The sequence below is a fragment of the Desulfobulbus elongatus DSM 2908 genome (assembly GCF_000621145.1).
GTDB lineage: Bacteria > Desulfobacterota > Desulfobulbia > Desulfobulbales > Desulfobulbaceae > Desulfobulbus > Desulfobulbus elongatus.
Genome location: NZ_JHZB01000005.1, coordinates 155041 through 168517, shown reverse-complemented (window position 1 = coordinate 168517; position 13477 = coordinate 155041). Strand labels below are relative to the sequence as shown.

13 protein-coding genes are annotated in these 13477 nt (G+C 64.5%); 10 read left to right on the top strand and 3 right to left on the bottom strand.

Features of this window, described 5'->3' with window-relative positions; translation table 11 throughout:
- The first annotated feature begins 34 nt into the window (after positions 1-34).
- The 10 genes from Q362_RS0104565 (at position 35) to Q362_RS0104520 (ending at position 11528) form a co-directional block, all read left to right on the top strand.
- Positions 35-619, top strand: a complete 585-nt coding sequence (locus Q362_RS0104565; protein WP_028317725.1) for a thioredoxin family protein — start codon at positions 35-37, stop codon at positions 617-619.
- 227 nt (positions 620-846) lie between these two features.
- A complete protein-coding gene (gene kdpA / locus Q362_RS0104560; protein ID WP_028317724.1) occupies positions 847-2580 on the top strand; it encodes a potassium-transporting ATPase subunit KdpA in 1734 nt (577 codons plus the stop codon).
- A 4-nt stretch (positions 2581-2584) separates the two neighbouring features.
- Entirely contained in the window at positions 2585-4651 is a 2067-nt protein-coding gene (gene kdpB / locus Q362_RS0104555; RefSeq protein ID WP_028317723.1) for a potassium-transporting ATPase subunit KdpB, read from the top strand.
- A 28-nt stretch (positions 4652-4679) separates the two neighbouring features.
- The gene (gene kdpC / locus Q362_RS0104550) at positions 4680-5249 is read left to right on the top strand and encodes a potassium-transporting ATPase subunit KdpC (protein WP_028317722.1); all 570 of its coding nucleotides are present in this window, start codon (positions 4680-4682) and stop codon (positions 5247-5249) included.
- Positions 5250-5350: 101 nt separating this feature from the next.
- Positions 5351-6271 carry a hypothetical protein gene (locus tag Q362_RS0104545; RefSeq protein WP_028317721.1) on the top strand — a complete coding sequence of 307 codons (921 nt, stop codon included), beginning with the start codon at positions 5351-5353 and terminating at the stop codon, positions 6269-6271.
- A 147-nt stretch (positions 6272-6418) separates the two neighbouring features.
- Positions 6419-9094, top strand: a complete 2676-nt coding sequence (locus Q362_RS0104540) for a sensor histidine kinase (protein WP_028317720.1) — start codon at positions 6419-6421, stop codon at positions 9092-9094.
- Positions 9091-9798 (top strand): response regulator, encoded by a 708-nt coding sequence (locus Q362_RS0104535; RefSeq protein ID WP_028317719.1) that lies wholly within the window; start codon positions 9091-9093, stop codon positions 9796-9798. The genes Q362_RS0104540 and Q362_RS0104535 overlap by 4 nt, the downstream gene beginning before the upstream one ends.
- Positions 9799-10008: 210 nt before the next feature.
- Positions 10009-10506, top strand: a complete 498-nt coding sequence (locus tag Q362_RS22015; protein WP_051553650.1) for a universal stress protein — start codon at positions 10009-10011, stop codon at positions 10504-10506.
- Positions 10507-10535: 29 nt separating this feature from the next.
- On the top strand, positions 10536-11060 hold the full coding sequence (gene sodC, locus Q362_RS0104525; protein ID WP_028317718.1) for a superoxide dismutase family protein: 525 nt from the start codon (positions 10536-10538) through the stop codon (positions 11058-11060).
- 165 nt (positions 11061-11225) lie between these two features.
- Positions 11226-11528, top strand: a complete 303-nt coding sequence (locus Q362_RS0104520; protein ID WP_157469874.1) for a hypothetical protein — start codon at positions 11226-11228, stop codon at positions 11526-11528.
- A gap of 134 nt (positions 11529-11662) precedes the next feature.
- On the opposite strand, the gene Q362_RS19105 is transcribed toward Q362_RS0104520, so the two are convergent.
- The 3 genes from Q362_RS19105 to Q362_RS0104505 are packed head-to-tail and all read right to left on the bottom strand — an operon-like array spanning position 11663 to position 13402.
- Positions 11663-12364 carry a ribonuclease T2 family protein gene (locus Q362_RS19105; protein ID WP_169737360.1) on the bottom strand — a complete coding sequence of 234 codons (702 nt, stop codon included), beginning with the start codon at positions 12362-12364 and terminating at the stop codon, positions 11663-11665.
- A 59-nt stretch (positions 12365-12423) separates the two neighbouring features.
- Complete coding sequence (locus Q362_RS0104510; protein ID WP_028317716.1) at positions 12424-13020, bottom strand: nucleoside deaminase; 597 nt, start codon at positions 13018-13020, stop codon at positions 12424-12426.
- Between the two features lie 25 nt (positions 13021-13045).
- The gene (locus Q362_RS0104505) at positions 13046-13402 is read right to left on the bottom strand and encodes a DMT family protein (RefSeq protein ID WP_028317715.1); all 357 of its coding nucleotides are present in this window, start codon (positions 13400-13402) and stop codon (positions 13046-13048) included.
- Positions 13403-13477: the final 75 nt, after the last annotated feature.

The window sequence follows — 13477 nt, the reverse complement described above, 5'->3', positions numbered from 1 at the left end:
TTCTCCCAAAAAAATCAACATACAGGAGGATGATATGGCTCTCACCGCATCGACCATGTTGGCGCTTGGCGCCGAGGCACCGGCGTTCTCCCTGCCCGCCACCGACGGTTCCGTCGTCAGCCGCGACGATTTCGCCGTAGCGGCCGGTCTGCTGGTGGTCTTTCTCTGCAACCACTGCCCTTATGTCAAACATGTCCAGGGCGAGTTGGCCGCCATCGGCCGCGCCTACATCCCCAAGGGCATCGCCATGGTCGGCATCAACAGCAACGACGCCACCGCCTACCCGGACGACAGCTTCGCCCGCATGGACGAGGAGGCCCGACGGGCGGGCTACCCCTTCCCCTATCTCTTCGACGAGACGCAGGAGGTGGCCAAGGCTTATCACGCCGCCTGCACCCCGGATATTTTTTTGTTCGACCGTGATCGGCGCCTGGTGTATCGGGGCCAGCTGGACAACGCCCGGCCGGGCAGGGATGTGCCGGTGACCGGCCGGGATCTGCGCCGCGCCCTGGACGCCCTGCTGGCCGGCCAACCGATTCCCGAGGAGCAGCGGCCGAGCATGGGCTGCAACATCAAATGGAAACCCGGCAACGAACCGGGATACTTCCCGGGGCACTAACGCCGGCAGAAAAGTGCACGGAAAAAAGACCGCCGCGCCGGCGACCACGAGGCCGACCCGATGTTCTGGCCCGGCCAATCCGTCTTGATGGTTTATTGATGGATTTTCCTGACTTCTTGACCGTATCTTGATACCGAAGGTGGTAAAAAGACAGGCAACACCCTGTTCATGACCCGCGCTCGCGATGGGCGGCCGGTGTCTATGAACAAACGGTCGGGAGAACGATCATGGACATGTTCGCGTGGCTGCAAACGGGTCTTTTTTTCACCACCCTGCTGCTTCTGGTCAAGCCGCTTGGCATCTACATGGCCAGGGTCTACCGGGGCGAGCGTACCCTGCTGTCGCCTCTTCTCGCCCCCTGCGAAAACCTGCTGTACCGGATCTGCGGGGTCAATCCGGACAAGGAAATGGACTGGCGGCACTACACTGCCGCCATGCTGCTGTTCAACCTGACGGGAATGGCAGCGCTGTTCGCCCTGCTGAACATGCAGCACCTGCTTCCCTTCAATCCGCGCGGCCTGCCACCCTTCACCTGGCAACTGGCGCTCAACACCGCGGTCAGCTTCGTCACCAACACCAACTGGCAAGCCTACAGCGGCGAGGCGGCGGCCAGCTACCTTACCCAGATGACGGGGCTGACGGTGCAGAATTTCGTTTCCGCCGCCACCGGCCTGGCCGTGATCATCGCTCTGATCCGCGGCTTTTCCCGCCGCACTACCGCCCTGATCGGCAACTTCTGGGTTGACCTGAGTCGCGGCGTGCTCTACATCCTGCTGCCGCTCTCCCTGGCCGCCGCCCTCCTCCTCGTTTCCCAAGGGGTGATCCAGAATTTCAGCCCCTATCGAACCGTTCTCCTGCTTCAACCCTTCAATATCGATACGCCGGCCGGGCAAGAAACCGTCGCCGAGGTCACCCTGCCCATGGGGCCGGTCGCCTCCCAGGAGGCGATCAAGGAACTGGGGACCAACGGCGGCGGCTTCTTCAACGCCAACTCGGCCCATCCCTTCGAGAACCCGACTCCTTTCTCCCACCTGCTGGAAATCCTGCTCATCCTGGTGATCCCGGCCGCCCTCACCCATACCTTCGGCGTCATGGTCGGCAATACCCGCCAGGGCTGGGCCCTGTTTTCGGTCATGCTCCTCCTCCTGATATTCTCTTTTGGCGCCCTCCAGTGGGTCGAGACCGATGCCGCGCCGCAACTGAGTCAATTCGGCATCGAGGGCGGCAACATGGAGGGCAAGGAGGTCCGTTTCGGCCAAGCCGCGACCAGTCTGTTCGAGGTGGCCACCTCCGCCACCTCCTGCGGCGCGGTGGCCGCCATGCACGACTCGCTCACCCCCCTCGGCGGCATGATTCCCTTGAGCCTGATACTGCTGGGGGAAATCGTGTTCGGCGGGGTCGGCTCCGGTCTCTATACCATGCTGGCCTTTGCCGTGATCGCCGTTTTCGTGGCCGGGCTGATGATCGGCCGGACGCCCGAGTACCTGGGCAAGAAGATCGAGGTGCGCGAGATGTGGCTGTCCATCGTGACCATCCTCATCGCCGGTGTGGTGGTGCTGATCCTCTCCGGCATCGCCATGGTCACGCCCTCGGCAACGGCGTCCATGGCCAACGCCGGCGCCCACGGCCTGTCCGAGGTGCTCTATGCCTTTGCCTCCATGGCCAACAACAACGGCAGCGCCTTTGCCGGCCTGAACGCCGACACCAATTTTTACAACCTGCTCGGAGCCCTGGCCATGCTCATCGGCCGCTTCGTGCCGGCGGTGGCGATGCTCGCCATGGCCGGTTCTCTGGCCGCCAAAAAGTACGTGCCACCCAGCCTGGGTACCCTGCCCACCGACAAGCCGCCCTTTGCCCTCTGGCTGCTCCTGGTCATCCTCATTGTCGGTGCCCTGACCTTTTTCCCGGCCCTGGCCCTGGGGCCGATTGCCGAGCATCTGACCGTGCCGGGAGGCAACTGAGGCCATGGCGAAACATATTCCTGCGCCCCAATCGGCCTTTGACAGAAAACTGCTGGCGGACGCGCTCATCGAGTCCCTGAAAAAATTCGATCCGCGCCAGCTCTGGCGCAACCCGGTGATGCTGGCGGTGGAGATCGCCTCCGCCATCACCCTGGTGACCTTCGTGCTCTCGCTCACCGGCCTGAACCGGGAGCCGGCCTGGTTCACCGGCGGCGTCTCGATCTGGCTCTGGCTGACGGTATTTTTTGCCACCTTTGCCGAGGCCCTGGCCGAAGGGCGGGGCAAGGCGCGGGCGGCCAGCCTGCGCCGGGCGCGCACCACGGTCATGGCCAAGCGGCTCGCCAGCCCGGATCGTGCCGACAGTTACGCCATGGTCGGCGCCGGCGAACTCCGCAAGGGCGACCACATCCTGGTGGAGGCGGGCGAACTGATCGCCGGCGACGGCGAGGTGGTGGCCGGCGCCGCTCTGGTCAACGAAGCGGCGGTGACCGGCGAATCGGCCCCGGTAGTCCGCGAATCGGGCGGCGACCGCAGCGCGGTCACCGGCGGCACCACGGTCGTCGCCAACGCCATCGTCGTCCGGATCACCGCCAATCCCGGCGAGACCTTCCTCGACCGGATGATCGCCCTGATCGAGGGCGCCAAACGCCGTAAAACCCCCAACGAGGTGGCCCTGGAGGTCCTGCTGATCGCCCTGACCCTGGTCTTCTTCCTGGTCTGCGCCAACATCAGCCCGCTGTCCGTCTACAGCGCCGCGGCCTCCGGCCAGGGCAGTCCCGTCTCGTTGACCGTGCTGGTGGCCCTGTTCGTCTGCCTGGCGCCCACCACCATCGCCGCGCTGCTGCCCGCCATCGGTATCGCCGGCATGGACCGCCTTTTCCGGAAAAATGTCATCGCCCTTTCCGGCCGGGCCATCGAGGCTGCCGGCGATGTCAACGTGCTCCTACTCGACAAAACCGGTACCATTACCCACGGCAACCGGGAAGCGGTCGCCTTTGTGCCGGTGGCCGGGCATACCGAACGGGAGGTGGCCGAGGCGGCCCTGATGGCCTCGCTGGCCGACGAAACCCCGGAGGGCCGGAGCGTGGTCAATTTGGCCCAACGGCAGTTCAATCTGTCCGCGACCGGGCTGCCCGCAGGCGCGGTGGCCGTTCCCTTCAGCGCTGCCACCCGCCTCTCCGGGATCGATGTCGATGGCGTGCGCTATCGCAAGGGCGCCGCCGACTCGATCGCTACGTTTGTCGGCGAGCAGGGAGGCACCGTGCCCGGAGATATGGAAAGCAAGGTGGCGGCCATCGCCCATGCCGGGGCGACGCCGCTGGTGATTTGCCGAGGAACCGCGATCCTGGGGGTGGTCAACCTCAAGGACATCGTCAAGAGCGGCATTCAGGAACGGTTCCGCCAACTCAGGAACATGGGCATCAAAACGGTGATGATCACCGGCGACAATCCGCTCACCGCCGCCGCCATCGCCGCCGAGGCCCAGGTCGACGACTTCCTCGCCGAGGCCAGGCCCGAGGACAAGCTGCGCCTGATCAGGGAAAACCAGGAGGCCGGGTTCATGGTGGCCATGACCGGCGACGGCACCAACGATGCCCCGGCCCTGGCCCAGGCCGACGTGGCCGTGGCCATGAACACCGGCACTCAGCCGGCCCGCGAGGCGGCCAACATCATCGACCTGGACAGCAATCCGACCAAGCTGCTCGACATCGTCGAGATCGGCAAGCAGATCCTCATGACCCGCGGCAACCTGACCACCTTCAGCATCGCCAACGATATCGCCAAGTACTTCGCCATCATCCCGGCGGCGCTGGCGGCCATCTATCCCCAACTGGGGGCGCTGAACATCATGCGGCTCGCCAGCCCCCACAGCGCCATCCTGGCGGCGGTCATCTTCAATGCCCTCATCATTCCGCTGCTGGTTCCGCTGGCGCTGAAGGGCTCGAAATTCCGGCCCATGCCCGCCGAGAACCTGTTGATTTTCAACCTCCTGATCTACGGCGTCGGCGGCATTGTCGTTCCCTTTATCGGCATCAAGGTCATTGACCTGGGCCTCGGCCTGCTCCTGTGAAGACCATCGACAGACAAGGAATCGCGCCATGAAAGAGATCCGCCCCGCCCTGCTCATGCTGCTTCTGTTCACCCTCATCTGCGGCGGTCTGTACCCGGCCGTGGTCACCGGCCTGGCCCAGCTTCTTTTTCCTGCCCAGGCGGACGGCAGCCTGATCGCCGACGCAACGGGCAGAGTGATCGGCTCCGCCCTCATCGGCCAACCGTTTTCCGACCCGAAGTACCTGTGGCCGCGGCCTTCGGCAACCGGCGGATTCGCCTACAACCCCCTGGCTTCGGGCGGCGCCAACATAAGCCCCGCCAGCCCGGCTTATGGCAAAACGATTGGCGAGCGGCTGGGCAAACTGCCCGCCGCCGGCCTGACCGGCCCGATCGCCGCCGACCTGGTGCAAGCCTCGGGCAGCGGCCTCGATCCCCATGTCTCGCCCGAAGCCGCAGCGGCGCAAGTTCTGCGTATCGCTCAGGCGCGGGGCCTGAGCGAGGCACGGGTCGCCGACATGCTTGCTGCCCATCTGGAAACGCGCCAGTTCGGCTTCCTGGGTGCGCCGCGCATCAACGTCCTGGCGGTCAACCTGGCCCTGGACGCAGCGGCGCCATGAACGCGTTCCGGCGGTGGCCGGCGCGTCCCGTTTGTCCGGTGGTCTGGTTATGAGGTTGGGGCCAACGGGACGGTTGTGCAGACGAATGGTTGAAAACGGCTATGCAATACACGAAGAAGAAGGAACGCCTTGCCCTGGCGGCAGGGTGTGGTATCGCGCTTGCGCTCATCCTGTTTGCCGTTTTTGCAAAATTCGGCGACAGTTCGCCATCGGTGTCGACCGGCTATAAAGCCGTTCTTGCCAGGAAAGAACTGCTCGCCCGTATGCGTCTGCAACTGCTGAAGTCCGTCGAAATGGAAAAGAGCGCGGTCATGGCGCTCGCCAACCCGAAATCCGTGGAGTACGCGAATCAATCGAGAGTAGCCTCGGCCGCGGTGGATCAAGACCTCGCAGCCCTCCGTTCGCTGGTCGACAACGGATTCATGGCAAACGAGAAAAAGCTTTTCGAGGAATTCGCCGTCTGTTGGATGGAACTCGGCAAGGTCGATCAGATCACCTTGCTTCGGACGGTTGCCAACGCCAACCTCAGGGCGGCCGTCCTTTCCAGAGGAAGAGGGGAGGAAAGCATGCACAGGTTCGAGAAGGCCCTGGCCAGTATCCACGCCTCTTCGGCGGGCAGCCCGGATGCTGGCCAGGTGGCTGTCCAGGCATCCCGCGCGCTGATCGCCGCACTCAAGATATTCAATCTGCACACCCCCTACATCATCGAGGTGAACAGCGCCGAAATGGGTCTGATCGAAACCCGAATCCATGCAGAGGAACAGGTGGCGAGCCAGTCCCTCGCGGCACTGGAGGAACTCAGCGGCAACGAAAAGGCCGAGGAGATTGCCCAAGCGAAAGCCTCCTTCGCCGAATTCGTTGACGTAACCAGCCAAGTGATGCAGCTTTCGCGCCAGAACAGCGATATTGCATCCCTGATGCTTTCCCTGGAGAAGAAACGGATCATCGCGGCCCAGTGCGACGATATCCTCACCGCTCTGGAAGAGACGATCAACCACAAAACATCCGAAGCCACGAGATAAACACCATGCCCCTTACAATATATATCAGCGGAATAACGTCATTCTTCCCCGATCGGCCCATTGAACTCAGGCATCGGTCCGATAGGACGATAATCCGGTGCGGGCACAGTCGGTGCCACGCTTCCGGACAACCATCCCGGTCTTCCCATGTATCCGGATCGTGAAGAACACCGCCCGTCCCCGGAGGCTCTGCTCCGGGTGGCCCAGGCGGAAGAACAGGAACAGCGGCGCGGCCGGCTGACCATATTCCTGGGGTATGCCGCCGGGGTCGGCAAAACCTACGCCATGCTGAAGGCTGCCCAACAGCTCAGGGATGAAGGCCGCGAGGTGGTGGCCGCCTATGTCGAATCCCACGGCCGGGCGGAAACCGACGCCCTGCTGGCGGGGCTGGAGGTGCTGCCGCCGGCCCGGTATCCGCATCAGGGAGTGGAACTGGCCGAACTCGACCTCGATGCCGTCCTGGCCCGCGAGCCGGAACTGGCGCTGGTCGACGAACTGGCCCATACCAACGCGCCCGGCTGCCGCCACGAAAAGCGCTGGCAGGACGTCGAGGAACTGCTGACCGCCGGCATCGACATAGCCACCACGGTCAATGTCCAGCATTTCGAAAGCGCCAGCGACATCGCCGCCCAGATCACCGGCATCCCGGTGCGGGAAACCGTGCCCGACAGCCTGCTGGACCAGGCGGCCGAGGTCATGCTGGTGGACATTCCGCCCGAAACCCTGCTGCAACGTCTGCGCCAGGGCAAGGTCTATGTGCGGGAGCAGGCTTCCCAGGCGGTCCGGCAATTCTTCCGGCCCGGCAACCTGATCGCCCTGCGGGAGATGGCCCTGCGCCGAACCGCGGTCCGGGTGGACGACGACATGCGGACCTACATGGCGACCCGCGCCATCGCCGGGCCCTGGCCGGTGGCCGAACGGCTCCTGGTCTGCGCCAGCGGCAGTCCGTACAGCGAACGCCTGATCCGCGCCACCAGGCGGCTGGCCGACGAACTCAAGGCGCAATGGTTCACCGTTTATGTCGAGACTCCGCGGCTCGCCAGGGAACAGCAGGAGAACCGGCAACGGGTCTGGCGCGACCTCCGCCTGGCCGAGAGCCTGGGCGCCGAGGTGGCCACCGTCACCGCCCCGTCGGTGCCCAGGGCGATCGTCGAATACGCCGTGCGCCACAACGTCACCCGGATCGTGGTCGGCAAGCCCGCCAAACCCCGCTGGCGGGAACTGCTGCGGCCGCCGATCGTCGACCAGATCATCCGTCTGAGCGGTTCGATCCACGTCCAGGTGCTCAGTTTCGAGCAGGAGGTGCCGCCCGCCGGGATTCCGGCCCTGAGCCCCACCAGGATCGGCCCCTGGGCGCACTACCTGGTCAGCCTGGCCCTGGTGGCGGTGGCGACCGCCCTGCCCTTGCTGCTCTGGCCCCGCATTTCGCCGACCAATCAGGTCATGATCTACCTGCTGGCGGTGGTGCTGGTTGCAATGCGCTTCGGCCGGAATCCGGCCGTGTTCACCGCCGTCTTCGGGGTGCTGGCCCTCGATTTCTTTTTTATCGCACCCCGGTGGAGCTTCACCGTTACCGATACCGAATATCTGGTCACCTTCCTCGGCCTGTTCACCGTCGGCGTGGTGATCAGCACCCTGATGGCCGAGACCAAGATGCGCGCCGAGGCCTTGCGGGAGCGTGAAATCCAGACCGAAAGCCTGTATTATTTAAGCCGCGATCTGGCGGTGGCCATCGATATGGCGTCCATCCTGGAGGCGGTGCGGAAAAATGTCGGCGAATCCCTACAGGCGCATCTGGCGGTGCTCATCGCCGACCCGGAGGACGAACAGATGCGGGTTGCCGCGCTCGGCGAGAACCTGGCGCTCGACGCCAAGGAGATGGCCGTGGCCGACTGGGCCTACCGCAACCGGCGGCCGGCGGGCAACGGCACCGAAACCCTCGGCTCGGCGCACCTCCTCTACCTGCCCCTGTGCACGGCGAGCCGATGCTTCGGCGTCCTGGGGGTGGCGCTGGCCGCGGCGGCGGACTATCGTTCCCCCCATCACCGCCGGCTGCTCGATGCCTTCGGCGCCCAGATCTCCCTGGCCATGGAGCGCGTGCACCTGGCCCGCCAGGCGGAACAGGCCCAGGTGCTGGAGGCCCGCGAGACCCTGGAACGGGCCCTGCTCAATTCCATTTCCCACGACCTCCGGACCCCGCTGGTCACCATCATCGGTGCCTTGAGCAGTGTGTGCGGCGATGCGCCGCCCCTGCCCGAGCCGAAAAAGCGGGAACTGCTGCGCTGTGCCTGGGACGAGGCCGAGCGGCTGAACCGGTTTGTCGGCAACCTGCTCGACATGACCCGGCTGGAAGCCGGGGAAATGCGGATCAACCGCGAGCCCTGCGATATCCAGGATCTGATCGGCAGCGCCCTGACCATCCTCGACCAAAAGCTGGCCGGCCGGGATGTGAGCGTGCAACTGGCAGAGGGCTTGCCCCTGGTCGGCATCGACATGGTACTGGTGACCCAGGTGCTGGTCAACCTGCTCGATAACGGCCTGAAATACTCGCCAGTGGAAAGTCCCCTGGAAATCGCCGCCCGCATCGACGGCGGCCATCTGGTCCTGGAAGTGCTGGACCGGGGACCGGGCGTGGCGGAACAGGATCTGCAACGGATGTTTGAAAAATTCTATCGCCTGCCGGTGCCGGAAGGCGTCGGCGGAACGGGATTGGGCCTGTCCATCTGCAAGGGCATCGTCGAGGCCCATCACGGTACCATCTGTGCCGCAAACCGCGCCGGCGGCGGATTGCGCGTCGTCTGCCGCCTCCCTGTGCAGCCATGAACGAACCATCGAGCCAGGGGCAACCGTGCCGCATTCTGATTGTCGACGATGAACCGGCGATCCGGCGGTTTCTCCACGCAGCGCTGGCCGACGACCGGTTTACGCTCGTTCAGGCCGAAAATGGTCATGCGGCGCTGGCGGCTGCAGCCTCAACCAGGCCGGACGTCATCCTCCTCGACCTGGGCCTGCCTGATCTGGACGGCGTGGAAGTAATCGCGCGGCTGCGGCAATGGTCGCAGGTGCCGATCATCGTCCTGTCGGTGCGCGACCGCGAGGCCGACAAGGTCCGGGCCCTGGACGCGGGCGCCGACGACTATCTCACCAAGCCCTTCGGCGTGGACGAGTTGCTGGCCCGCATCCGGGTGATGCTGCGGCGAGCCGTGCAGCAGGCACCGGAACCGGTCATCCGCGTCGGCGAACTGGAACTCGATCTGGCCTGCAGGCTGATCATGCTGGGTGGCAAGCCCGTGGCGCTGACGCCCACCGAGTACGAACTGCTGCGCCTGCTCGCCACCAACGCCGGCAAGGTGCTCACCCACCGCCAGATACTCAAGCGGATCTGGGGGGCCGCCTACCTGGAACAGCCACACGTCCTGCGGGTCAACATCAGCAATCTCCGCCGCAAGATAGAGACCGACGCCTCGCGGCCGCGCTACATCCTCACCGAGTCGGGCGTGGGCTACCGTTTCAGGAGCGATTCCTAAGCCGCGCCCGACCGCCTGGATCGGGCAGCCCTTCTTTTTAGGTACTCCTGATTGACGAACCGCCCCGCCGGCCTTATCTATCAAATAAAGCGATCAAATCGTCCCGATTTTTCGAGGAAACACCCATCTCCCCGACCTGATCGCCGGGGCATGACCAACCCCTTTCCTCTGTGTCCCATCCGGAACGTCGACCCGACAAGGAGGTGCACCATGCTGGATATCCGCCACATTCTCGTTCCCATCGATCTTCGCGTCCATACTCCGGCCCTTGCCGACGTGGCCCTCGCCATGGCCAACCGCCTCGGGGCGGAGCGGACAACCTTTCTCCATGTCCTGCCCCATCTCCCGGACCTGAGCGATTACCTGCCCGACACCCTCGCCCGGCTGGACGAGGGATTCCGAGCCCATGCCGAAGAAAAGATGACCGCCTTTCTGGATTCGGTCAGGGATCGGGCCGCCCATATCGACGGCGTGGTGGTCGACGGCGAAACGGCCGAGGCCATCCTGGCCCGTGCCCGCGCCGACAAGGTCGATCTCATCGTCATCGCCACCCACGGCACCAAGGGCATCGAAAAGGTGCTGCTGGGCAGCGTGGCGGACCGGGTCATCAAGGGCGCCCCCTGCCCGACCCTGGTGTTCAACCCCTTTGGCGACACGCGGGGCTACGAGGTCTGCAAGCCGCTGAGTTCGTGCATCGAAACCGTCTGACCGACAACCACAACACAGGAGGACATGCCATGAGACAGCACTACACCCTGATCGCCGCGATGGCCCTTGCGTTTCTCGCCGGAACGGCGCGGGCGGACATCACCGTACCCATGAACATGGCCGATGAAAAAGGGGCCGGGACAGCCATCGGCACCGTGGTGATCAGCGAATCGCCCTACGGCCTGGTGTTCACACCGGCGCTCACCGGTCTGCCGCCGGGCCTGCACGGCTTCCATATCCATGAAAATCCCACCTGCGCGCCCAAGGAGCAGGACGGCAAGATGGTGCCGGCCCTCGCGGCCGGCGGCCATTACGATCCGGCCGGAACAAAGCGGCATGGCATGCCCTGGGGCGATGGCCATCTCGGCGACCTGCCGGCCCTGTACGTTGACGCCACCGGCGCCGCCACCAACCCGGTCCTGGCGCCCCGGCTGAAGATGAACGATGTCAAGGGCCGCTCGCTGATGATCCACGCGGGCGGCGACAACCATGCCGACCATCCGGCTCCGCTGGGCGGCGGCGGTGCGCGGGTCGCCTGCGGCGTGATCCCCTGAGATCCCGACAGGGCAAGGATACGCCGCGCCCGCCGGCCCGTGTCATGAAGGAACCTGTCATTATGGAGGAAAAGTGCAACAGATGAGCAAACAGAGCAATCGAGTCGATCATTATGGATATTGAATGTCTTTTATTTTCACGACAGACAGAGCGAGGTATTCACCATGGAAATCAAGGAATATTGCGAAAATGTCGACACGGAACTCACCACGTGGAAGGCCAAGCTTCACGATGTGATCAGCAAGCTCGAACCCCTTTCCACGGGAAGAAAAGAAGGGGTGTATGAGGAAATCAACGGCCTGCACATCATTGTGACCGAACTGGAGGACAGGATCGAGAAACTGCGGACCGAATGCCCGCTTGTGTGGCAGCCGGAACAGGAAACCATCGACAGAAGGATGACTGAACTCAGCGAACGCTACAACGATGCGCAAAAGGAGTTCTTTGACTACGAGTTCGGCGGATGAGCCCCCGCCGGCAGGGATGCACTGAACCATCAGTGCCTGCATGACAAAAGCCGCGACCTGCCTGCCGGGCCGCGGCTTTTTCGTGCCTGCCTGTCAGGCGGTCGCTGGCGGCTTCCCGCATCCCGCCGCCGCTGTCATCGGGGGCAGTCGATATACCGCCACTTCTTGTCGTAGCAAATCCGGATTTCGCCGGCCTCGTACCCCATCCAGACACCTCTGAGCTGCGGATTGTCCCGTCTCAGCACCTGAAACAGGCGGGGCGGCCTGAGATCCTCCTCAGGCAGGACCAGCGCTGCGAACAACTGCCGCGTCTTGGCAAAATACGCCTCCGCCGAGGCGAATCCGCCGCAGGTCCCGTGCTTTTCCCATCCGCCCTGCAGCAGGAATTCGCTGGGCAGCACGCACATATACTCTCTGATCACCTGGGGATCGGTCGGGCCGACATCGTCCCCCTGGCAATATCTCGGGTGCATGGCCGTGGCCGCGCCACCGACCCGGCAGATCCGGGGATGGCGGGCTTGGGGCCACAGCCCGTGCACCACCCAGCCGAAGGTGTTGCTGCCGGCGCATTGGAAGGCATGATGCGGCCGGATCGCACCGGTGCGGCCATCCCTGGCGCTTTCCCGGCAAAACCGGGGCGAATAGGAGAGGGAAAGCACGAAATAATCGGCGGGAATATCGTTGATGCGCCGGAGACAAGCGTTCTTCTCGCTGCGCCGGTTCCAGTCGTACTGCGATGCCAGTTCGCCGAGTTCCGGCAGGGCGCATTCGCCGGCCCACGATGTTGCCGTGGCGAGGAGGAACAGGAGGAAGACCGCCAGCAGACACATCGGCATGTTTCTGCGACGGATCGACGCCCCAGGCTGCCTGCGCGCGCATTCGCCCATGGTCGCCCCTATCCCTGCCGGCCGTTGTACACCACCGGATTGGTGGCGGCAAAGGCCCGGAAATCGGCCAGCGCCTCCTGCCGCAGCACTCCTTCGATCAGGTCGATGCCCCGGTCGGCCAGTTCGTTCCGCCAATCGGCGGGCATCGGCCCCTCGTCGAAACCGGTGACGGCCATCATGGCCGGGTCGGCGCCGGCGATTACCAGCGAGCGGATGCCAGACCAGAGCACCGCCCCGAAGCACATGGCGCAGGGGCTCCAGTTGACCACCAGTTGATGCGCGGGCAGGCCCGGTCCGCCGAGATCGTAGACGCCCAGCCGCTGCTGGGCGAGCGACAGGGCCATGATCTCGGCATGGGCCGAGGAGCAGGCGCGCGGCACCACCCGGTTGACGCCCACGGCAACGAGCCGGCCCGAATCCCGCGCAAAGACGCCGGCGGCAAAGGGGCCGCCGCTCTGGTGTTCGGTGTTCAGGCGGGCCAGGCGCAGCACCAGCGCCATCCGCGCCTCCAGATCGGGCACGGCGTCCGGAAGAAGTTCCAGTTCAGCGAAAACCCAGTCCGGCAGATCGAGGGTGAAGGAGGGCGGCAATCCTGTCGTTTCCATGTGAATGCTCCCGGTGATGGCGGGATCAGGCCCCCATGAGCTTGGCCCGGAAAAGGAAAAAAACCGCGCCCAGCAGGCAGAGCCCGGCCCAGAGGTAGTCGAGGGTTAGTTTCTCCTTGAGGTAGAGGAGGGAAAAGGGCACGAAGATGGACAGGGTGATCACCTCCTGGAGGATCTTCAACTGGCCCACGGACATGACATTGTGGCCGATGCGGTTGGCCGGCACCTGGAGCAGGTATTCGAGCAGGGCGATGCCCCAGCTCACCAGGGCGGCGACGATCCAGGGCTTGTGCGACAGGCTCTTGAGATGGCCGTACCAGGCAAAGGTCATGAAGATATTGCTGCAGGCCAGAAGCACGATGGTGAGGGTATAACGGTTCATGGTCGTTCGAAGAAAGAGGAGAGGAGGCTCCCCGGACCAAAGGGCGGGGTCGTGGCGGCGGATTGCCGGCGCTGC

Excerpts from the sequence above, each read along its gene's own strand:
- Q362_RS0104565 (WP_028317725.1), top strand. The coding sequence starts at position 35 with ATGGCTCTCACCGCATCGACCATGTTGGCGCTTGGCGCCGAGGCACCG.
- kdpA (WP_028317724.1), top strand. The coding sequence starts at position 847 with ATGGACATGTTCGCGTGGCTGCAAACGGGTCTTTTTTTCACCACCCTG.
- kdpB (WP_028317723.1), top strand. The coding sequence starts at position 2,585 with ATGGCGAAACATATTCCTGCGCCCCAATCGGCCTTTGACAGAAAACTG.
- kdpC (WP_028317722.1), top strand. The coding sequence starts at position 4,680 with ATGAAAGAGATCCGCCCCGCCCTGCTCATGCTGCTTCTGTTCACCCTC.
- Q362_RS0104545 (WP_028317721.1), top strand. The coding sequence starts at position 5,351 with ATGCAATACACGAAGAAGAAGGAACGCCTTGCCCTGGCGGCAGGGTGT.
- Q362_RS0104540 (WP_028317720.1), top strand. The coding sequence starts at position 6,419 with ATGTATCCGGATCGTGAAGAACACCGCCCGTCCCCGGAGGCTCTGCTC.
- Q362_RS0104535 (WP_028317719.1), top strand. The coding sequence starts at position 9,091 with ATGAACGAACCATCGAGCCAGGGGCAACCGTGCCGCATTCTGATTGTC.
- Q362_RS22015 (WP_051553650.1), top strand. The coding sequence starts at position 10,009 with ATGCTGGATATCCGCCACATTCTCGTTCCCATCGATCTTCGCGTCCAT.
- sodC (WP_028317718.1), top strand. The coding sequence starts at position 10,536 with ATGAGACAGCACTACACCCTGATCGCCGCGATGGCCCTTGCGTTTCTC.
- Q362_RS0104520 (WP_157469874.1), top strand. The coding sequence starts at position 11,226 with ATGGAAATCAAGGAATATTGCGAAAATGTCGACACGGAACTCACCACG.
- Q362_RS19105 (WP_169737360.1), bottom strand. The coding sequence starts at position 12,364 with ATGCCGATGTGTCTGCTGGCGGTCTTCCTCCTGTTCCTCCTCGCCACG.
- Q362_RS0104510 (WP_028317716.1), bottom strand. The coding sequence starts at position 13,020 with ATGGAAACGACAGGATTGCCGCCCTCCTTCACCCTCGATCTGCCGGAC.
- Q362_RS0104505 (WP_028317715.1), bottom strand. The coding sequence starts at position 13,402 with ATGAACCGTTATACCCTCACCATCGTGCTTCTGGCCTGCAGCAATATC.